This window comes from Providencia sp. PROV267 (assembly GCF_028477825.1).
In the GTDB taxonomy this organism is placed as follows: Bacteria; Pseudomonadota; Gammaproteobacteria; order Enterobacterales; family Enterobacteriaceae; genus Providencia; species Providencia stuartii.
The window spans coordinates 61,123-83,294 of sequence record NZ_JAMPLX010000023.1 but is presented as its reverse complement, the minus strand read 5'-3'; the positions used below and the strand labels follow the sequence as shown (position 1 = coordinate 83,294).

At 42.7% G+C, this 22,172-nt stretch carries 18 protein-coding genes and 1 other RNA gene; 13 read left to right on the top strand and 6 right to left on the bottom strand.

Going from position 1 to position 22,172, the window contains the following annotated elements:
* Positions 1–444: 444 nt before the first annotated feature.
* The 8 genes from PR709_RS15395 to dagF are packed head-to-tail and all read left to right on the top strand — an operon-like array spanning position 445 to position 5,938.
* Positions 445–783: a transcriptional antiterminator gene (locus tag PR709_RS15395; protein ID WP_004925351.1), complete on the top strand. Its 339-nt coding sequence runs from the start codon at positions 445–447 to the stop codon at positions 781–783.
* Positions 784–801: 18 nt separating this feature from the next.
* A complete protein-coding gene (locus PR709_RS15390) occupies positions 802–1,167 on the top strand; it encodes an SFCGS family glycine-rich protein (RefSeq protein WP_004925354.1) in 366 nt (121 codons plus the stop codon).
* A complete protein-coding gene (locus PR709_RS15385) occupies positions 1,167–1,463 on the top strand; it encodes a DUF4312 family protein (protein WP_004925357.1) in 297 nt (98 codons plus the stop codon). Before PR709_RS15390 ends, PR709_RS15385 begins: the two co-directional genes overlap by 1 nt.
* 27 nt (positions 1,464–1,490) lie before the next feature.
* Positions 1,491–2,282, top strand: a complete 792-nt coding sequence (locus PR709_RS15380) for a DUF4311 domain-containing protein (RefSeq protein ID WP_014657591.1) — start codon at positions 1,491–1,493, stop codon at positions 2,280–2,282.
* 2 nt (positions 2,283–2,284) lie between these two features.
* Complete coding sequence (locus tag PR709_RS15375; RefSeq protein ID WP_004925362.1) at positions 2,285–2,935, top strand: DUF4310 family protein; 651 nt, start codon at positions 2,285–2,287, stop codon at positions 2,933–2,935.
* A 25-nt stretch (positions 2,936–2,960) separates the two neighbouring features.
* Positions 2,961–4,100, top strand: coding sequence for an amidohydrolase/deacetylase family metallohydrolase (locus PR709_RS15370; protein ID WP_014657590.1), 1,140 nt, complete (start codon positions 2,961–2,963; stop codon positions 4,098–4,100).
* On the top strand, positions 4,084–5,196 hold the full coding sequence (locus PR709_RS15365; RefSeq protein WP_004925369.1) for a DgaE family pyridoxal phosphate-dependent ammonia lyase: 1,113 nt from the start codon (positions 4,084–4,086) through the stop codon (positions 5,194–5,196). The genes PR709_RS15370 and PR709_RS15365 overlap by 17 nt, the downstream gene beginning before the upstream one ends.
* Before the next feature lies 1 nt (position 5,197).
* A complete protein-coding gene (gene dagF, locus PR709_RS15360; RefSeq protein WP_004925371.1) occupies positions 5,198–5,938 on the top strand; it encodes a 2-dehydro-3-deoxy-phosphogluconate aldolase in 741 nt (246 codons plus the stop codon).
* Between the two features lie 632 nt (positions 5,939–6,570).
* On the opposite strand, the gene PR709_RS15355 is transcribed toward dagF, so the two are convergent.
* From PR709_RS15355 to rsmI, 3 genes are all read right to left on the bottom strand, one after another.
* Positions 6,571–7,743 carry a tetratricopeptide repeat protein gene (locus PR709_RS15355; RefSeq protein WP_053109769.1) on the bottom strand — a complete coding sequence of 391 codons (1,173 nt, stop codon included), beginning with the start codon at positions 7,741–7,743 and terminating at the stop codon, positions 6,571–6,573.
* Between the two features lie 228 nt (positions 7,744–7,971).
* An RNA gene (rnpB, locus tag PR709_RS15350) (RNase P RNA component class A) lies at positions 7,972–8,344 on the bottom strand.
* A gap of 49 nt (positions 8,345–8,393) precedes the next feature.
* Positions 8,394–9,269, bottom strand: coding sequence for a 16S rRNA (cytidine(1402)-2'-O)-methyltransferase (rsmI, locus tag PR709_RS15345; protein WP_272570974.1), 876 nt, complete (start codon positions 9,267–9,269; stop codon positions 8,394–8,396).
* A gap of 60 nt (positions 9,270–9,329) precedes the next feature.
* Here rsmI and PR709_RS15340 point away from each other — a divergent pair, with 60 nt between their 5' ends.
* The 4 genes from PR709_RS15340 to dolP are packed head-to-tail and all read left to right on the top strand — an operon-like array spanning position 9,330 to position 12,713.
* On the top strand, positions 9,330–11,084 hold the full coding sequence (locus PR709_RS15340; protein WP_036943084.1) for a penicillin-binding protein activator: 1,755 nt from the start codon (positions 9,330–9,332) through the stop codon (positions 11,082–11,084).
* 49 nt (positions 11,085–11,133) lie between these two features.
* Positions 11,134–11,517 carry a YraN family protein gene (locus PR709_RS15335; RefSeq protein ID WP_072502766.1) on the top strand — a complete coding sequence of 128 codons (384 nt, stop codon included), beginning with the start codon at positions 11,134–11,136 and terminating at the stop codon, positions 11,515–11,517.
* A gap of 20 nt (positions 11,518–11,537) precedes the next feature.
* Positions 11,538–12,128 carry a DnaA initiator-associating protein DiaA gene (diaA, locus tag PR709_RS15330; RefSeq protein ID WP_004925390.1) on the top strand — a complete coding sequence of 197 codons (591 nt, stop codon included), beginning with the start codon at positions 11,538–11,540 and terminating at the stop codon, positions 12,126–12,128.
* 9 nt (positions 12,129–12,137) lie between these two features.
* Complete coding sequence (gene dolP, locus PR709_RS15325; RefSeq protein WP_004925393.1) at positions 12,138–12,713, top strand: division/outer membrane stress-associated lipid-binding lipoprotein; 576 nt, start codon at positions 12,138–12,140, stop codon at positions 12,711–12,713.
* Positions 12,714–12,773: 60 nt separating this feature from the next.
* Here dolP and mtgA read toward each other — a convergent pair whose 3' ends face one another.
* The 3 genes from mtgA to arcB form a co-directional block, all read right to left on the bottom strand.
* Positions 12,774–13,499, bottom strand: a complete 726-nt coding sequence (gene mtgA / locus PR709_RS15320; protein ID WP_151208068.1) for a monofunctional biosynthetic peptidoglycan transglycosylase — start codon at positions 13,497–13,499, stop codon at positions 12,774–12,776.
* An 8-nt stretch (positions 13,500–13,507) separates the two neighbouring features.
* A complete protein-coding gene (elbB, locus tag PR709_RS15315; RefSeq protein WP_042117272.1) occupies positions 13,508–14,158 on the bottom strand; it encodes an isoprenoid biosynthesis glyoxalase ElbB in 651 nt (216 codons plus the stop codon).
* Between the two features lie 233 nt (positions 14,159–14,391).
* Positions 14,392–16,737, bottom strand: coding sequence for an aerobic respiration two-component sensor histidine kinase ArcB (gene arcB, locus PR709_RS15310; RefSeq protein ID WP_004925403.1), 2,346 nt, complete (start codon positions 16,735–16,737; stop codon positions 14,392–14,394).
* 961 nt (positions 16,738–17,698) lie between these two features.
* On the opposite strand from arcB, the gene gltB reads away from it, so the two are divergent.
* Positions 17,699–22,162 (top strand): glutamate synthase large subunit, encoded by a 4,464-nt coding sequence (gene gltB / locus PR709_RS15305; protein WP_154639968.1) that lies wholly within the window; start codon positions 17,699–17,701, stop codon positions 22,160–22,162.
* Positions 22,163–22,172 lie beyond the last annotated feature (10 nt).

Below are 22,172 nucleotides of genomic sequence, written 5' to 3'. Positions count from 1 at the left end.
ATCGACTATTTTGCGTGATCATAACCGCAATTCTGTTATTTTGTTTTTCACCAAAAATCGCCTGTTTCAGGGCTAATCTCTCTAAGTGGAAATGCTCAGTTCCCTTTTATACCTATTTCCACTTTTCGATTTCCACTTTATTTACAGCGGCTATTTCGCCTTTCCAGTTCTATCATTACATTGCTAATAATTTGAATTTCAAAAGATTTAATAAATAAATTACTTAGTTATGCTTATTTTAGACACTCCAATATTGAGTTATTTTCCATTTTATTTCCGGTTGGTTTAATTTTTATACGCATTACACTTATTTTCCCTTCCAATTTATTTCCACTTACAAGTGGAAATTCAATGTCTGCACAACTCCTATAGAACCGACTAAGGTATTCATCATGAAGGAACAAAGCGGTTTAATTGCATTATTACCTTGGATTTTAAACAGTTATGAGTGAATCAGTTGTCGTTTTCAAGATGTCGGAAGATAACCTCGATATCGATGAAGTAACACAGGAGCTGTTGGTCATCATTAGTGGCTGGCTTCAACAAGAAGATTGCTACACCACCGATGTACAACAACAGATGTTGGAGTCTCATCTGAGAGCCATGGTTGCGAGAGCAAAAACGGGTGAAGCGTTACCAGAAGTCGATATCAGTTTGTTCGATGAGATTTCGGCGCACTCGATAGCATTATCACAACGTGTTGTCGATGCACTTCCTGGATTAGCGCCAGAAGAGACATTTTTACTCTCTGTTCACTTTGAAGTTATCCGTTCGAATGATTAATTTTTGGGGAATATCACTATGAAACAAGTTGTTGTTGCTATCGGAGATCGTTTAGGGAAAGGCCAAAAAGTTGCCGCAGGTGTAGAGGCAGCAGGTGGCAAAGCGATTGTTGTGCCTGGCGTTGCCGCTGATATGAAGCTAGGTGATGTCATGAATGCCGAACACGCTGATTTGGGGATCTCGTTTTGTGGTAGTGGCGGCGCTGGAGCCATCACTGCACAAACCAAATATGGCTACAAAGCACGTTACGGTATGCGTTCAATTGAAGAAGGAGAAACCGCCATCGCAGAAGGCTGCACTGTATTAGGTTTCGGTTTTATGGATAAAGAAGAATTAGGTGAGCGCTTGGTTAAAGCTTATATCAAAAAATACGGCGACGCGTAATGAAGAAATCTATCGAAACGGTTGTGCGAGTCTCGGGGCAAGGTGACAGCAAGCAAAAAGCGATCGCTGATGCACTGAACTCGGTTCAACGCACGGTACTAAAAGAGAGCAATGACATAATCCTGCGAATCGAACCTAAGGATGTTGCCGTTGTAAGTGCACACTCGCACTCGCGGACAGAAAAATTTCTTTTCGTCTTTCTGCCGCGTAAACGTGAACATTTCCGTGTGGTGCTCGACGTTTCGCTAGATGTCACCCTACTTTCTGTCAACGAAATACCATTTACAGAACAATAAAAACAATTCAGGTCTGGAGGCATTTCTATGAGTGAAACTGCATCTTTCTTAGAAATATTGGGTATGTCCCTCATCATCGGCGGCCTATGTGGCTTTGGCCTTGGTGCAGGGGCTGCTCGTATGTTCCATGCCCCTACAGTGCAAGGAATGGGGGCATTCCGTACACTTGGGGAACTTAATGCCTGTGAAGGAGATCCCGCATCTCACTTCTCATTCGGTTTAGGATTCTTTTTCAACGCATGGGCATCATCCGTTGCCGCGGGTGCATTCACACAAGACGTTGATCACCGCATTATTCCTAACTGGGGGGCAGCCGCTTTATTATCCAAAAATCGTAATGTGGCTGAAACACTGCATAACCCGAAAAAAATGGCGATTGCCTGTACCGTGATCGGGGCCTTAGTCGTCGCGTTCTTAAATACGACCGCTTCTGCTGTTCCTGCTGCGCTGCAAACAACCGCAATTAATGTGTTAGTTCCTGCGGCAAACCTGTTGGTTAACACAGTGATGCCTGTGATTTTCTGGCTAGCCGCTATGGATGCAGGTCGACGCTCTGGCTTCTGGGCAACCCTTTTCGGTGGTTGTGCTCAGCTGATTATGGGAAATGCTATCCCAGGTTTAGTCCTCGGTATCCTGATCGGTAAAGGTGTTGATGATAACGGCTGGAACCGTGTGACACGCACAATGATGATCACTGTCGTATTGCTGTTTGTTTTGAGTGGCTTCTTCCGTGAATTTGACTTGAAGATGATCACCTCTTTCCATCTGGATAAACCTCTGTGGCTTGAATACATCCATGGACTATTGAGCGGGAAATAATCATGACAACTGAAATTAACAAACAAGATTTTTGGTACGCGGAGTGGTCCTTCCCAATCTTTGTCGGACTGTTATCTGCTGGAATTTTTGCCGGTACTCATATGTATGTTGTTTATGGGTTCGGGGCATTTAACGAAGTTGCGTTCGTGGCAATGTTAAAAGCCGGCTTAGATACGGGGGTTTACGGTGCAGTCGCCGCATTTGGTGCCAGCTTCCTATTTGCTCGTATTATCGAAGGTTCATTGGTTGGTATTTTAGATATTGGCGGTGCACTACAAACAGGGATAGGCCTCGGTGTTCCTGCACTGTTCCTTGCCGCCGGATGGGATATTTTAGTTACCAATTTCTGGATCTCACTGGTCACAGGTTTAGTGCTTGGTTTAATTATCGGCCTGATCATTATCTTTGCGCGTAAATTTACCATTGCACAAGCCAACTCCACCTTTGGTGCAGACATCATGATGGGGGCTGGTAATACCTCAGGTCGCTTCTTAGGGCCTTTGATTATCCTCGCCGCTATGGCTGCATCGATACCAATTGGTATTGGGTCACTAATTGGTTCATTGATCTTCTATGTATGGCAAAAACCCGTCGCAGGTGGCGCAATTTTAGGGGCGATGCTATTTGGGTATTTCTTCCCTCTTGCAGCCTAACCTCATGATAAAAAAGAAGGTAACTATGTATTCTCTAATCATCAAACAGGGTAAACGTATCGATGGAACACACATTGATATTCTTATTAAAGATGGAAAAATCGAAGCTGCAGGCCCTGAGTTGGCCTGCAACCAACAAGCTGAAAAATGGATTGATCTGAAAGGAAAAATCTACGTCAGTGCCGGATGGATTGATTCACATGCTCACTGTTTTGTTGAGTCTCCTATCTATTTCGATCAACCAGATTTAGCCGGTGCTGCTGGAGGTGTTACTTCATTAGTTGATGCAGGCAGTGTTGGTGCTGATGATATCGACAAATTTTATCAATTAACCCAAAAAGCCCAAACCAACGTCTTTTCATTATTAAATATCTCTCGTATCGGTATTATCGCGCAAAATGAGTTATCAGATATGAAGAATATTGATGAAACCTGTTTTCAGCAAGCGATTGAGCGCCATGAGGGTTTTGTCGTTGGTATGAAGGCTCGCATGAGTAAAAGTGTTGTTGGTGATAACGGTATTGAACCGCTGCTTAAAGCGAAACAAATGCAGAAAAAACATCGACTGCCACTTATGGTACATATCGGTAATAACCCCCCCAATATTGATGAAATTGCCGATCTCTTAACACGCGGCGACATTATTACTCACTGTTTCAACGGTAAACCGAATCAAATTCTCGGTAGTGATGGTAACTTAAAACCCTCTATTGCCCGAGCATTAGCTCGAGGAGTGATTTTGGATGTGGGTCATGGCGCTGAAAGCTTTAGTTTTAAAGTCGCCGAACAAGCCATGCGTATTGGTACCTACCCAGACATTATTAGTTCCGATATCTACCACCGTAACCGCGTTAATGGCCCTGTCTACAGCCTTGCATTTGTGATGACGAAATTCCTTTGCATGGGCTTTAGTGCTGAAAAAATAATTCGTTGTGTAACAGAAAAAGCTGCCGATTTATTAGCGCTTCCCGCAAAAGGCTACTTAAAACCTGGTTTTGATGCTGATATCACGCTATTTGACCTGAAAGAAGAACGCACAGAGCTGACGGATGCAGAAGGAGAATGTCGTACTGGCACTCATCGCTTTGTGCCTATAGCGGCAATTATTGGCGGAAAACATATTGTTCATGCAGAAGGTGAATCTGAATATGCAATCGATTTATGAGAAATATCAGCTAAGACATGTGATTAACGCCTCTGGCCGCATGACCATACTCGGCGTCTCTACGCCGAGTCCAGAAGTTGTCGAACGCGTAGCTTACGGCCTAAACCATTACTTTGAGATCAAAGATCTGGTTAATAAAACGGGCGATTATATTGCCAAATTGCTCAATGTCGAAAGCGCCGTTGTCGTCTCTTGTGCTTCAGCAGGGATAGCACAGGCGATTGCTGCGGTGATCGTGCGTGATGATGATGATTTACTGCTAAATCTGCACTCATCGTCAAAAAACGTACCACGGGAAATCATTTTACCGAAAGGCCATAATGTGAATTTCGGTGCGCCTGTCGATACTATGGTGGCATTAGGTGGTGGTAAGGTTATTGAAGCGGGCTTTGCCAATGAGTGTTCACCTACACAACTATCAGCTAAGGTAACGCCACAAACAGCAGCCATCCTCTATATTAAATCTCACCATACAGTTCAAAAAAGTATGCTCAGTGTTAGCGAAGCGGCTGCCGTTGCTCGCCAACACAATCTTCCTTTAATTGTTGATGCTGCTGCGGAAGAAGATCTCACCAGTTACTACCAATCCGGCGCTGATTTAGTTATTTACAGTGGCGCAAAGGCCATTGAAGGCCCTACAAGTGGGTTAGTGATCGGTAAAAAAACCTATGTGGAATGGGTAAAACGTCAGAGCCAAGGTATTGGCCGAGCCATGAAAGTCGGAAAAGAAGGGATTTTAGGCCTGACGCTCGCGATCGAGCAATATTTGACAGCCACTAAAGAAACTGGCGCGGAGATGGTTGAGCGCATGGGTGAATTTATCGAAGCACTCAATTCGCTGCCTGCCATTTCAGCACGTATCGTTTGGGATGCGGCTGGACGTGATATTGCACGTGCTGAAATTAGTTTCGATGAAAAAATGATAGGTAAAACAACTTACCAAATCATGAATGAATTAAAACAAGGGGATACGGCAATCTATTTCCGTGAATACAAAGCGAATGAAGGCAAAGTGGAAGCTGATATTCGTAGTGTTAGCAATGAGCAACTTAATACGATTGCTGAACGTATCCGATTGTTAGTTAAAGGAATGTAGTATGAAATTATCACCAAATTTTTATCAAGATCGGGTATGTTTAAATGTACTCGCAGGCAGCCATCAAAATGCCAAAGATATTTATGAAGCCGCGGAAACCTTTGTGGTCGTTGGCGTGCTCTCTAAAAATTACCCTGATTTAACCAGTGCCATTGCAGATATGCGCATCTATGCAAAAGAAACCAATAATGCGCTTTCTGTTGGTTTAGGGGCCGGTGACCCTAACCAATCCACAATGGTTTCGTTGATTTCAAAAGCGATCCAACCGCAACACGTTAACCAAGTCTTCACAGGCGCTCCAATTAGCCGCGCCCTGCTTGGGCAGGATGAAACCTTTGTCAATGCGCTGGTTTCACCAAGTGGAACAAAAGGCATGGTGAAAATATCAACGGGGCCATTAAGCTCCCAAGCACCTGATGGTATCGTGCCGGTAGAAACGGCGATTATGATGCTTAAAGACATGGGAGCTAGTTCAATCAAATTCTTTAATATGAAAGGGTTAACTTATATTGAAGAGTATAAAGTCGTTGCACAAGCCTGTGCCAAATTTGACTTTTCCCTTGAACCTACAGGGGGGATTGATTTGGAAAACTTTTCCCAAATTTTACAGATTGCATTAGATGCTGGTGTGAAAAAAATCATCCCTCATATCTATAGTTCAATCATTGATAAAGAGAGTGGAAATACACGTCCAGAAGATGTACGCCAACTGCTCACAATGGTTAAACAAGCACTAAAATAGCGTTAATCAGTTTGCCTCAAAGAGTAGAGGGGGATATTTTCCCCTCTACAATAAACATCTATTATTTTGTCTATCATAAAGAATAAAATTCATATCCATAGCTCCCCCTATTAATCGCCCATAACTATGTTGACTGGTATATCGCTTTTCCACCGGAACCAAAATCAGACCGATAATTTTTTATCTCATTCATTTCTCTTGTAAACCCATATTACCAACGGGGAAACTGAAAAATATTTTTCTAATAAAGTAATGAGTATCCTTATTCGCAAAAAACTCTATTAATTTTTTACTGCAACAGGCTATATCTAAATTAAAGTTTTTTCATCGCGATAGTTGCGTATTTTTCTTTCTGTATCATTAATAATGACTGGCTCACCTATTTATTACTTCTTAAACAAACGACACTTTTAAATTCCATCTAACTGACTTAATCTCCATTCATGACTAAATATACTATTTTCTACTCATCACTTTTCCAGCATTACTTTATCTTTAATAGTGATAACGTTTTTATTATTTTTAAAGCGCTCAACTTACACATTATAAAAAGGCAAAAAAAGAAATACACAAAGCAAAAATATAGCTTATTTGACGGACAATACGCTATTATATATGAGCTATTTAATTAGCTATTCATATGCAAATTTTTTCACTGGGTATTTGCGCTTAAACTCTTTCGATAATATCGTTGCTTTTCTTAGTTCATCAATGGTCATCTGTTTTTCCATGTTATTTAACGTATCCTCATCGTATTTAACGGAATAAGCAGCTATCGAATACCATGCGTAACCTGTAACTTTATCTCCCATGTTAAAAGTTTGTCGCCCCAATTCTGTTTGAGCGCGCTCATTTCCTTGTTCCGCCGAGGCTTTCAATAGTAATAATGCTTTTTGCGGATCTTTTTTAAGATAGCTCCCAGTTAGATAATGTTCAGCAAGATGTTTTTGTGCAACGGGGTCATTTTGAGCGGCTGATTTGTTTAAATATTCAATGCTGAGGCGTTTCATATTGACCTTATTTTTAACATTAGCCATCCAATAATCGTTTTCACTGGTGATATATTGCGCAATAGCATCCCCATGATCTGCCGCCTTTTTATGCCATTCAAATGCCATATCTCTATCACGCTGAATATGAACGGTATCCTTTTCATACATGTTACCTAGCTGATACTGCGCCTCAGCATTCCCAGTATCTGCCAGTTTATTGGTTTTAATAAACAGCTTAGAGGGTTCTCTTAATTTTTGCCCTTCCATTAATGGCTTATAATTAGGCGATAATAACGGAACGATAACATTGACTTCTTCGTCAGGCTTTAGCCAATGACGATTCACATTAGAAGGATAATTATTGAATATGGGGGCAGATGTACTTGATACACTTTGATAATGCTTATCACTATTATTTTTTAATTTAATTAGAAATAAATAGTTATGAGCAATTTCATTGAGCTTCATCATCCATTCATCATTGACGTCTAATCCAAATTCATCGTTACCATTTGCATGAAGTGATAATGTCTTTGGTGATGAACTTCCCCCTAAATCAATCGACGTTTCAAGCACAAGGAAATCTCGCCCATCAATCATTGAACAGTCAATAAATTTAGTATTTTCTAATTCTGTGACTTGTTCTTTTAATAAATTAACATTATCGCAACTTTCAATTATTGAAAAAAGATTAATTTTTTGTGTTGTCGCTTTTTCATTTATTATTGATTCTATATCAATTGGCTTATAATCAAGTAAATAAGCATTCGCGTCTATCACTATAAGACTTAGAAATAAAGCGAGATATTTCATTGTATAAACTCTCTTTTAGAATGGGATATTTCTCTTATCGGACTTCATTATATGGTATTACCAATATTATTCGAATACGATAATTTACTATAAAAATTTGGTATGCATGACACCCTATAAAAACGTACCAATGAAAAAAGATGCAGCCTTTAGGCTCCAAAAGATAGGCACTATCGCATATGAGTATAAAAAATGCCCCACCGTACTCATGCACGTTGGGGCGTTTATTTGAGGAGTCGGCCGATAAGCCGGGTTCTGTCGTGGACAACCATTCATCTAGGCCAGCACTTGCGCACTGGCTCCAGCAACCTACCCGAGTTCAATGCGGGCCGCACCATATGAACCCCTATTTGGTCTTGCTCCGGGTGGAGTTTACCGTGCCACGGACTGTTACCAGCCGCGCGGTGCGCTCTTACCGCACCCTTTCACCCTTACCTGAGCCTGTAAACAGGCCATCGGCGGTTTGCTCTCTGTTGCACTAGTCGTAGGCTTGCGCCTCCCAGACGTTATCTGGCACCCTGCCCTGTGGAGCCCGGACTTTCCTCCCCTCTACCCGTCTCCCAAAGGACAACGATAAAGCAGCGGTTGTCTAGCCAACTCCGAGGCGGATTATAGGCACTTTATCTATTCATGTATAGGGGTTTGTACCGTTATTCCTCGTCACTTGATTGTTCAAGCATCAATTTATATAAGCGGTTCTTTTTCAACCCGTATATTTCGGCGGTAATCGCAGCCGCTTTTTTCGGTGGCAACTCTTGCTGTAATAAGTTTAAGGTACGGATCACTTCCGGTGAAATATCATCCTCATCTAGATTCGCTTTATAGCCTTCAACAACCAGCACCATTTCGCCTCGATGACGGTTTTCATCTTCTTTAACCCACGCTAATAATTCACCGACAGGGCGCCCTTCGATTGACTCCCAAGTCTTGGTTATTTCACGAGCAAGTACAACATGCCGTTCTGGCCCCCACACTTCAACCATGTCTGCTAAACTATCGAGTAAGCGATGTGTTGACTCATAAAAAATTAATGTGCGAGTTTCTCGTTCAAGTGCTTTAAGGGCGTCTTTACGACCTTTACTTTTTGCGGGTAAAAAACCTTCATAGCAAAAACGGTCAGAAGGTAACCCCGCAGCACTGATGGCAGTGATAGCGGCGCATGCTCCCGGTAATGGAACAACGCGGATCCCGGCTTCACGGCAGCGAGTGACTAAATGATAACCAGGATCGTTAATTAAAGGTGTACCTGCATCGGAAACTAATGCGATACTATCACCCTGTTGAAGTCTGCTAATTAATTGATCTGCCTTCTGCTGTTCATTATGATCATGTAAGGCAAACATGCGTGCATTAATGGCAAAATTCTGCAACAGCATTCCTGAATGCCGTGTGTCTTCTGCAGCGACAAGGTCAACATGTTTAAGAACATCCAGCGCACGTTGCGTGATATCGCCCATATTACCGATAGGGGTAGGCACAATATACAGCGTGGATGCCATAACCACTGCTTGATTAGGTTGATTCATTGTTTCATCCGAATAGCCGGTTTAAAATTAAGCAACTGAAAATACACCACTGGATACAGTATGCGTCCTTCAATTTTTTTGCATGTAAAAAAAGGGTTAATCTGCACGGCAATGCTATCTGCTTTAGTGTTGTCAGGCTGTCAACTCACAGGGGATAACAGAGCACCGATCACCCCAACGACACCTGAGCAAATCAGCTCTGAAGTCAGTCGTTATCAGTCTATCATTGATTCTGCACAAGGTAAGCCTTCCGTTGAGGCTTTACGTGCCTATATCAGCCAAGAGCCATTGCTAACAGAACAAGCTGCTCATCAGGCAAATATCGATGGTACGTGGCAAATGTTAACACAAATGACACCTAATCAGGTGGAGGGAATTGGAGTCGAAGAAAATACCCTCGCTGGATGGGTTGATTTGTTGGATATCTACCTCAATAACCGTGACGATATTGATGCACTACGTGCCGGTATTAATGACTGGAAAATCCGTTATGCGGATCACCCAGCGGTAAAAACCCCACCAAATCAACTTACTCAGTCATTGCAACCACCAGTTGGAACCTCACCAAAAATTGCGCTTTTCCTTCCTATGAGCGGTCAAGGGAAAGTCTTTGGTGAAGCTATTATGCGGGGCTTTATGGATGCACAAAAAGGCTTACCACAAGCCCCTGTAGCAACCAGCAATAGTGCACCAGTAGCAACACCTGAGGCAAATAGCGGTAACGATGTATTAGAGCAAATCTATGCGGAAGTTGCAGCGACCACAGGTAATAGTAGCCCAAGCAGTGAGTCTGAAGTGGTCAATCCTTCGTTGAACATTGCGCCCGCGCCAACCAATACCCAAAGTGTCAAAGTCTTTGATACGAATGGGAAGTCACTGCCTCAGTTACTGCAACAAGCACAAAGTGAAGGCTTCACGTTAGTGGTTGGTCCACTATTGAAACCTGAAGTACAAGCGATTGCGCAAGCAGGATCGCCATTAAGTGTATTGGCACTGAATGAATTAGATGCCGATAAGCTACAGCCACGCCCAAATCTTTGCTATTTTTCCTTGTCGCCAGAAGATGAGGCCAAAAATGCTGCTGCACATATGATGGCCGATGGGAAACGTGCTCCATTGCTTCTCGTTCCTTCAAATGCCTTTGGTGAGCGTATTGCTAAAGCATTCGCTGAAGAGTGGCAATCAAAAGGTGGCGCAACCGTACTCAAACAGTCCTTTGGATCTACTGCATCGCTCAAAGAGTCGATAAACCGCGGCGCGGGTATTCGCATGACAGGTATACCTGTTATTGTTAATCAGCAAGTGGCGGCAAAATCAATCGATGGACAAAATTATCCTGAGCTTACTCAGCCTGAGCCGCAAGTAAGTTCAGCGAGTGCCGTTGATGCGGTCTATATTGTGGCGACTCGTGATGAATTAACTTTAATCAAACCAATGATTGAAATGGCGATTAGTAGCCGCCAACGCCCTGCGCTCTATGCTAGCTCACGCAGTAACCAAGCAGGTAATGGCGCTGATTTCCGTTTCGAAATGGAAGGGGTTAAATTCAGTGATATTCCATTGTTAGCGGGTGCAAATAATAATTTGCGCAAACAAGCTCAACAAAAGCTCAACAATGACTATTCCCTATTACGTCTTTATGCGTTAGGGGTCGATGCTTGGGCACTCGCGAATAACTATGATCAATTACAACACAATGCTCAATTCCGCTTACAAGGTGCATCTGGTGCCTTAAGTGTCGATAAAAACTGTGTTGTATACCGCGATCTTCCTTGGTTGCAATTCAATCAAGGGCAAATCAAATTGGCAAAATAAATTTTGTCGCGCAATTAGGATAATTGCCAAACTTTAAGACAAGGACGTCATGCAACCTCTCAAAAAAACATTAAAATGGTTAACTGGCCGGTACTATGAAAATCGGGTACTGGCTTTCCTGCAACAACAGGGGTTAACATTTATTGAACGAAATGCCAGAAATCGCCATGGTGAAATTGATCTTATCATGCGTGATAGCACTGGTTGGGTATTTGTTGAAGTACGTTTTCGCCAAGATAAGCAATATGGTGGAGCACTGTTATCAATTGATCGGTACAAACGCAGAAAACTGATTGCCACCGCTAAATATTGGCTTGCCGAAAAACAAGAAAGCTTCGAAACTACCGCATGTCGTTTTGATATCTGTGCGATTACTGGTCGTCAGTTTGAATGGATACAGAATGCCTTTAACGATAGTGAACATGTTGGTTAATTTCACAGGAAAATAAGCAAGTGCTGGATAGAATTAAAGTCTGTTTTACAGAAAGTATTCAAACTCAGATAGCAGCGGCAGAAGCATTGCCGGATGCAATATCACGGGCAGCAATGATGATGGTTCAATCACTGCTAAATGGTAATAAAATTTTGTGCTGTGGAAATGGTGCTTCAGCGGCAACAGCACAACGTTTTGCCGCGAGTATGATCCATCGGTTTGAAACTGAGCGTCCGAGTCTTCCCGCACTCGCACTAAATACGGACAATGCCGTTTTAACCGCGATTTCTGGTAGCAAACAACCAACTGAAATATATGCTAAACAGGTGAGAGCACTGGGTCAGCATGGTGATGTTTTAATGGCTATCTCAACACATGGAAATAGTAGCGATATTATCAAAGCGGTTGAAGCTGCTGTGACGCGGGATATGACGATTGTAGCACTGACGGGTTATGATGGTGGCGAGCTAGCTGGCCTCTTAGGCCCTCAAGATGTGGAAATACGCATTCCATCACAACGTAGTGTCAGGATCCAAGAGGTCCACCTTCTTACCGTGAATTGTCTTTGTGATCTCATCGATAATACACTTTTCCCCCATCAGGATGATTAAGGAGCAAAAATGCGATTACTCCCAATAGTAGCCATTGTTGTCAGCATGACAATGCTACAAGGCTGTATTGGCGCTGCCGTTGTTGGTTCAGCGGCGGTTGCCACCAAAAGTGCGACAGATCCTCGTACGGTCGGTCAGCAAGTTGATGATGGCACGTTAGAAGCTCGTGTCAGTGGTCAACTCAACAAAGATAAAGACATTACAGGCAAAGCGCGCATTATTGCGACAGCATATAAGGGAAATGTTCTGCTAACCGGCCAAAGTCCTGATATGTCATGGGCTGAGCGAGCGAAGCAGATAGCAGCAAATGTCGAGGGAACCAATGCGGTTTATAATGAGGTCCGCCAAGGAGAGCCCGTTACTTTAGGAACAGCGTCAAAAGATACTTGGCTCACAACCAAAATCAAATCCAAAATTCTCACTAGCGATGCGGTGAAGTCCTCCAGTGTGAAAGTGATTACTGAAAATGGTGAAGTATTCTTGCTAGGTGTTTTAACTAAGCAAGAAGGTGATGCTGCTGCAAAAATTGCCAGTGAAACAGATGGCGTCCGTCGTGTCACGACCGCTTTTACCTATCTCAATTAATCATAAACAATAATATATTGTTATAAAAACAAAAGTCATGAGTAAAAATTCATGACTTTTTTATTTGGTCGGACCAATAGCGTTGCTTTTCAGATAATTCCTACCTCCAAGAAGGTACATCTGATTCAAGATCCAAGCCTGCCGCTTTAACACATAAGAAGAAGGTGATTCTACCTTAAATCGATGAGGATTTGGTAGAACTGCTGCTAATAGTGCAGCTTCCTCCATAGTTAATTGATTTACTGACTTTTTAAAGAATTTTTTTGATGCCTCTTCAACCCCAAAAACCCCATCACCAAACTCAACTATGTTTAAATAAACAGTAAGGATTCGTGTTTTAGACCACATAACTTCCATAATAGGAGTCATTGTTGCTTCAAGCCCTTTTCTTATCCAACTTCTCCCATTCCATAACCAAAGGTTTTTTACTGTTTGTTGAGAGATAGTTGACGCGCCTTGAATCGTCTTTTTTTTACTCATATTATGCTTATAAGCCCTCTCTATCGCTTCGAGATCAAAACCCCAGTGATGAGGAAAATTTTGATCTTCGGCGGCTATTACCGCCAAATACAGATAGGGAGAAATGTGATTTTCATCAACCCACTCAGAATGAGAAACATAAGAAAAGTTTAAGTTTATCCATGCGGATATTTGCTTTTCTATCATGACGGCAGAAAATGGCACTGGTAAGAACTTAAATGCAATCACAGTCAAAAACCAAAAAGCGGCTAATGAAAGAAAAACTTTCCTTAACCAGCGCCATAATAGAGAAATTTTCACTCTCATTTAGTTGATCATGCCATTTCTAATACTTTCTCAACGAGCTTATTAATACCGATTTCAGCCTCTGAGATCGATTGAGCCAGCATATAAGCAGGTGTTGTAACGACTTTGTTAGCATGATCGACCACAATATTATCGACAGTACAGGTAATGTGCTTACCTCCCATCTTTTCAATGTGGGCAATCGTTTCCTTATCGTTACCAATTGTTAATTCAACTGATGTATTTAAAAGCTTAGGAAGCATAACGGGCGCAATACATATTAGGCCTAATGGCTTTTTCTGTTGGTGCATTTGTTGGACTAAACTTAATAGTTCTTTATTAATTTCACAGTCACTTCCTTTAACCGCGAAATCACATAAATTCTTTGCTGCACCAAAACCACCAGGAATTATGAGGGCATCTAGCTTATTTGCATCCGCAGAGGATAAAGGCGCTATTTTCCCACGAGAAATCCTTGCAGCCTCCTCCATTTGATTGCGTTTTTCTGTTTTTACTTCACCAGTAATATGATTTATAACAGTAGGTTGATCTTCATCTGTTGCAAAAAAGTGGACTTCGACATTTTTTTTACTTAAAGCTAGCATAGTTAATACTGACTCATGGATCTCGCTTCCATCAAAAACACCACATCCACTTAAAATAACCGCAATTGATTTCATATCTCGCTCCATTTGTAGTAAATTATCACTGAACCGCAAAAAGGGAATAAACATCAATCTTCATCACAGATTTTAATGAATCTTGTAACAAATTCGCTAATATTTGGTATCTTGGTATTATTCTCTTAAGCAGTAAACAGATTCTAAAGGTCTGCCCAAAAAGAAAACCATAGGTAGATCAACGATTTCCCTGGTGTTGGCGCAGTATTCGCGCACCCCAACTTCGGTTGGGGTTATTTTTTTGCACGCCCGTCAACGTAGTTTCTCAAAGTTTCTATATCCGACTTCCAATCCTGTTTTAACTCATCCACCCACTCTTGTACATTATCCCACCAAGCAGGTAGTTCAGGTGATTGAATTTGTTGTGCAATTTTTTGCAAATTTTTCAATCCTACAGAGCCTGCGGCCCCTTTAATTTTATGCGCTTCTTCGACGATACCTTTCTGATCTTTTGCCACCATATTGGAATCTAAAATCGCTAAATAGCTTGGTAGCATTTTTTCAAAGACTTCGAGGCCGTCATAAATAACTTGCGGGCCAACCAACTCCATATACTGTTCCAGCATCTCACAATCTAGCACGGACTCATCAGTATCGCCGCAAACGCTTTGTATGCCCTTCTGAGGCGTTTCATTCGCATGCTCACCCCAGAACTGCTCAATGACCTGTTTAAGGGCTGAGACGGCCAATGGCTTGCTTAATACGCCATCCATGCCTGCTTCGAAATACTCTTTCTTATCTTTCAAAACATTCGCCGTCAGTGCGATTAATGGAGGGAGATCCTCTTTCTGGTAGCGTTGATTCAATTCACGAGCAATATCAATTCCCGTCATATCTGGCAGTTGAATATCTAGTAGCACTAAATCGTATTCACCAGGAGCGAACATCGCTAATGCCTCTTTACCGTTCATGGCAACATCAACGGTATTTCCTAATTTCTCCAGCACAGAGCAGGCTACGACGACATTTAGCTCAATATCTTCCACAAGCAAGATATGTAAAGCAGGTAGTGGATACTCATCGTCATTGACTTGTGAATCAATCACTTCTTCTTCAATAACAGGTGCTACAATGGATAGCGTAAAAATTGAGCCTTGCCCAATTTCACTTTCAACTTGAATATCCCCGCCCATATTTTGTGCGAGGCGACGTGATACCGACAGCCCGATCCCTGTGCCTGTTGCGGGTTTGCCACCCGCACTGTCTGTTACTTGGTAATACATCGCAAAAATTTTATCTAGCTCATCTTTCGGAATACCAATACCGCTATCTTGAACACGGAAGAATAGCTTATCTTCCCCTTCTCGCCAGATACTCAATTTAACTTCACCTTGCTGAGTGAACTTGACGGCGTTTCCAATGAGATTCCAGAGAATTTGACGAAGTCGGGTGCCATCTGTCAGCACTTTTTCAGGCAGTCCAGCCGCCACATCCATGACAAATTTCAACCCTTTCGGTTGAACTAAAAGACCACTGAGATTTTCTAAGTCATTGACAAATTGAGGTAAAGCAACAGGTTGATTATCTAATTGAACTTTACGACGTTCTATCTTATCCATTTCGATCACGTCATTGAAAATGTTCCCTAATGTGACCGCACTAACATGGATGGTTTTCAGATAATTCATTTGTTCCGCCGTTAGGTCGGTGTCTAACAAAATACGGCTTAGCCCGACAATACCATTGAGCGGCGTGCGAAGTTCGTGGCTAATTGTTGAAATAAATGTCGTTTTATCGCGGCTTGCGTTCTCCAATGCCTCTTGATAGCGCTTACGCTCTGTAATATCACGCCCAAAGCCCATTAGACCATGTCGCTTACCAACCCGATCATAAAACGGCACTTTACGTAGCTCAAAACACGCTTTTCGCCCATCCGGATAAACGAGCCACTGTTCATAGGTGAGAGAAACATTGTGGCGGAATACCTTTTCGTCGGTTTCCATCACTTTAGAGGCGATTTCAACATCATAAATATCTAACGGGGTTAACCCAACAAGGTGTTTTTCACTCTTACCTGTTAACAGCTCCATTGCCCGGTTACACCCTGAAAACTCATTGTTTTCATTACGGTAATAGACCAAATCTGGCGATGCATCAAGAAACGAACGCAATAATGTGGACTGCTGCTCAAGCTCAATTTGTGTTTGCTCGCGGTGTTTCATTTCTTGTTTTAATTGCTCAAGCAATTCAAGATGCGCGCTTTCCGCTTTTTCCCGCTCAATAATTTCCTGATTAAGCTGCTCTATGTTGCCTTGCAATTGCGTATTAAGTTCAGCATCGCGCTTACGCATCACTTCCAGCTTATCGACCATGCGAGAAAGGCGCTGCCGAGACTCTTCAAGTTGTTCAACCACCACCGATAAAAAATAGACAGCTAATGGTGTAATAATTAAACCAAAGAAAATAGAGCCAACCAAATCAAGGCTATCAACTTGACCACGCAATACAATTGTCACCGCCATTTGCATTATCATTGCGAGAACAACCAATGCAGATGCGAGTAAGAGCGAAAACCGGACGAGTCCGAGCTTCATCATTAAATCGACATAATATTGCGCAAGACCGCGAAGTACTTTCATAACCACCCCTTAATATGATACTCATTGAATCATATATCAAATAAGGCAAATCCGAGTCATTGTTGATAAGAAATGTCGATCCTGCTCATCAATAAAAGGGATTTTTTGTTACTCATACGATTACCACCCCTCTTTATTCACGGTCTTTATGCTCGATACCTTATTATTCAAAAATAAAATAATACGCGATATTCTTTAATTGAAGCACGTTCCTTATCTAAAATACACTTTATTTTTCAAAAATATAAGCATTTATAATAACAAACAACTACATTATTAATTTTATAAAACAACAAAAAACAGAATAAAAAACCAGCCTAACTCTTAAACTAAAAACATTTAATTATTTAATAAGTAAAACTCGATAGAGTTAGCGCAAAAAAAATCAATTTATTGGTGATGTATATCACAGTATTTACAAAAACAAGACGTGCATCACAAAAGCATTTTTGATAAGTTTTTCTTTCTTTATCAAATAAATAACATTATTTTATCTTGCAAATAATGCTTATTACGCACTATTTGACCTAGAAAAAGAATCTCGCTAAGTTAAAACCTGACCGTGTACCGCCCTCTCTGCTGATGACGTATACATAACAATTACTCCCATACACTGTTTATTTTTTATTAAGAATAGAAACAGCGACTCATTGGCGCTGTTGTTTGGTGTGCTCAAAAGATAACCAGCAAAAAAGATGAGTAAATGAATGAATTAACCCAAAGCAATAAGCCAGAGCAATAAATAGAAGAAACCAAGATAACCCATTGAATTTATTTACAGTGAAGAGCAAAGAAGTACGCCAATACAGTTGTAGTTAAAACCTCTACGGTAGCTATTTCCTAGATATTTCGCGCTACAACTAGGCATAAAGAACCGGTTCCCTGAAAGTAGAGCAACACTCTCTATTCAGCGGAAAAAACATAGCAATAACGTTGTAGTACGAAAGACGACGGAGAATCTATGCTGTACGATAAAAGATTAGAGAAAGACAACTGTGGCTTTGGCCTGATTGCCCATATCGAAGGTGAACCTAGCCATAAAATCGTCAGAACCGCTATCCATGCACTCGCCAGAATGCAGCATCGCGGTGCAATCCTCGCTGATGGAAAAACAGGCGATGGTTGCGGCTTATTGTTACAGAAACCTGACCGCTTTTTCCATTTAGTGGCACAAGAGCAAGGGTGGCGTTTAGCACGTAACTATGCCGTTGGGATGATCTTTCTAAGTCAAGATGAAACCATTGCAGCAGATTGCCGACGTATTATTGAAGAAGAGATCTTAGATGAAACCTTAGCGATTGTTGGGTGGCGTGAAGTTCCTATTAACCGTGAAATTCTTGGCAGCATTGCACTTTCTAGCCTCCCGAAAATTGAGCAGCTATTTATCAATGCCCCTGCCGGCTGGCGACCACGAGACCTTGAAAGACGCTTATTCGTTGCCCGTCGTCGTATCGAAAAACGTATTCATGACGATGATTTTTATATCTGTAGCCTATCTAACCTTGTCACCATTTATAAAGGGTTATGTATGGCAACGGATCTGCCCCGTTTTTACCCTGATCTCGCCGACTTACGAATGGAATCTGCTATCTGCCTTTTCCACCAGCGCTTTTCAACCAATACCGTACCACGTTGGCCACTGGCCCAGCCATTTCGCTATTTAGCGCATAACGGGGAAATTAATACCATTACAGGCAACCGCCAATGGGCGCGGGCGCGCTCATACAAGTTTCGTACCCCCCTGATCCCCGATTTGCAAACAGCGGCACCTTTTGTCAATGAAACCGGATCAGATTCAAGCTCTCTCGACAATATGCTCGAATTATTGCTCAATGGAGGGATGGATCTTATTCGAGCGATCCGTTTACTTGTTCCCCCCGCTTGGCAAAATAACCCCGACATGGATGAAGATCTCAAAGCCTTTTTTGACTTCAACTCCATGCATATGGAGCCTTGGGATGGCCCAGCAGGTTTAGTCATGTCTGATGGCCGTTATGCTGCTTGTAACCTAGATAGAAATGGTCTACGCCCAGCCCGTTATGTGATTACCAAAGATAAGCTCATTACATGCGCTTCTGAAGTTGGCATTTGGGATTACCAACCTGATGAGGTGGTCGAAAAAGGCCGTGTTGGCCCCGGTGAGCTAATGCTAATCGACACCCAAGAGGGGCGTATTTTGCACAGTGCGGAAACAGATAATGACCTAAAGAGTCGTCATCCGTACAAAGAGTGGCTTGAAAAAAACGTTATTCGGTTAACGCCATTTGAAGCCATGGAGCAAGCGCAAGATGCGGTAGGGCAACGCTCCATGGACAACCAAACCCTTGCCTCATATCAAAAGCAATTTGCTTACAGCAGCGAAGAGTTAGAGCAAGTTATCCGAGTCCTTGGTGAAAATGGCCAAGAAGCCACAGGGTCAATGGGGGATGACACCCCATTTGCCGTGCTTTCACAGCGTCCACGCATTCTTTATGATTACTTTCGCCAGTCATTTGCACAAGTCACTAACCCCCCTATCGATCCACTTAGGGAAGCACATGTGATGTCGCTTGCCACCTGTATTGGGCGAGAAATGAATGTGTTTTGTGAAGCGGAAGGGCAAGCGCATCGGCTCAGTTTTAAATCCCCTATTTTGCTCTATTCTGATTTCCAGCAATTATGCCAACAAGATAGTCGCTACTATCAAACAGCCACTGTCGATATTACCTATCCACCTTCTGTTTATTCATTAAAACAAGCGATTGAAAATCTGTGCCAAGAAGCACAGCAAAAAGTACGTGATGGCGCCGTATTATTAGTGCTTTCTGACCGTAATATTTCACCAGAGCGCTTGCCTATTCCTGCCGCAATGGCCGTAGGTGCCGTCCAGCACTGTTTAGTTGAAAACCATTTACGTTGCGATGCTAACTTAATTGTCGAAACAGCCAGCGCCAGAGACCCACACCACTTTGCGGTGTTATTAGGTTTTGGAGCAACGGCTATCTACCCTTACTTAGCCTATGAATCACTCGCAGCAATGGCGGAAAAACAGCTGTTTGATAAGCCTCTTGGTAATGTTTTGCTGAATTACCGCAATGGTATTAATAAGGGGCTATATAAGATCATGTCGAAAATGGGGATTTCGACAGTGGCCTCATATCGCTGTTCAAAATTGTTTGAAGCCGTTGGCTTACATGAAGAAGTCACCCAACTGTGCTTTGACGGTGTAGTCAGTCGAGTTAGTGGAGCTAACTTTAGTGACTTTGAATTAGACCTATTTAATTTATCCCGTAAAGCATGGCTACCGCGTCTACCTATAGAGCAAGGCGGTTTACTCAAATATATGCACAATGGTGAGTACCATGCCTACAACCCTGATGTGGTAAAAACCTTACAGCAAGCCGTCCACAGTGGTGACTACAATGATTATCTAAAATATGCGCAACTGGTGAATAATCGCCCAGTCACGACGTTCCGTGATTTACTCGCCTTAAAATTTTCAGATAATGGAATTTTGCTGGACGATGTAGAGCCTGAAGAAGCGCTATTTTCACGTTTCGATACCGCTGCAATGTCGATTGGGGCATTAAGCCCAGAAGCACATGAAGCGTTAGCCATCGCAATGAACACGCTCGGTGGTTTTTCCAATTCAGGCGAAGGTGGAGAAGACCCCGCACGCTACGGTACACAAAAACGTTCACGTATCAAACAAGTCGCTTCTGGGCGTTTCGGCGTCACTCCGGCTTATTTAGTCAATGCTGATGTCATTCAAATCAAGGTGGCTCAAGGCGCGAAACCGGGTGAAGGTGGGCAATTACCGGGAGACAAGGTCACCCCGTATATTGCACGTTTACGTTATTCCGTGCCCGGTGTCACCTTAATTTCACCACCACCACATCACGATATTTATTCAATTGAAGATTTGGCACAGCTTATTTTTGACCTCAAACAAGTCAACCCTCACGCTCTTATTTCCGTCAAACTGGTATCTGAGCCGGGTGTTGGCACTATAGCGACAGGGGTTGCAAAGGCATATGCTGATTTGATCACCGTCGCAGGTTATGATGGCGGAACTGGAGCGAGTCCAATTACCTCGGTTAAATACGCTGGGTGCCCATGGGAGCTTGGCCTTGTAGAAACGCAGCAAGCTCTTGTCGCCAATGGGTTACGTCATAAAATTCGGCTACAAACAGATGGCGGCCTAAAAACGGGCCTTGATATCATCAAAGCCGCTATATTAGGCGCCGAAAGCTTTGGTTTCGGCACAGGCCCCATGGTTGCATTAGGTTGCAAATACTTACGCATATGCCATCTCAATAACTGTGCAACCGGTGTTGCAACACAAGATGATTCCCTGAGGCAACATCACTATCATGGGTTACCTGAGCGGGTGATTAATTACTTTCGATTTATTGCAAGGGAAACCCGCGAGCTAATGGCGGCATTGGGTGTGACTAAACTGACTGATTTAATTGGTCGCACAGATTTACTTGAAATTATTGAAGGTACTACGGCAAAACAGAGCAAAATTAACTTGCAAAGCCTATTAGCGACGAGCGTACCACAGGCTGGCACAGCGGTGTTTTGTACTGAAAAGAACCCTTCTTTTGATGAAGGTTTATTAAACCAACGTATTTTACGTGATGCAGAGCCTTATTTAGCCCAAAAACAATCAAAAACCTTTTTCTACGATATCATGAATACCGATCGTTCCGTTGGTGCCGCACTCTCTGGTGAAATTGCTCGTCGTTTTGGTGACCAAGGCTTTGCAGCAACACCGTTACAACTCTATTTTACAGGAACAGCGGGGCAGAGCTTTGGCGTGTGGAATGCAGGTGGTGTCGAGTTGATTTTAACGGGTGATGCTAATGATTATGTTGGCAAAGGCATGACGGGAGGGATTATCGCGATCCGTCCACCGGTAGGCTCTTCCTTTGCAACACATAAAACCACCATCGCGGGTAACACCTGTTTATATGGCGCCACAGGCGGTAAACTCTATGCAGCGGGTCTAGCTGGTGAACGTTTTGCGGTACGTAATTCAGGTGCAACCGCCGTCATTGAGGGGATTGGTGATAATGGTTGCGAATATATGACAGGTGGGATCGTCTGTGTGCTTGGTAATACAGGGATCAATTTTGGGGCTGGTATGACAGGCGGATTCGCTTATGTTCTTGACGAAGAAGATAACTTTTCACGTCGAGTTAACAATGAAATGGTTGAGTTGCTATCCGTCAATGAGTTGCCTATCCACGCAGAGCATTTACGTGGGCTCATCACTGAACATGTCCGCTTAACACATTCATCCCGTGGCGAAGCTATCTTAGCTGATTGGGAGTACTGGGTAAGCCGTTTTGCATTGGTGAAGCCCAAATCCAGTGACATCAATGCGCTCTTAGGCCATCGTAGCCGTTCAGCAGCCGAATTACGCGTCCAAGCACAGTAAGGAGAGAAAA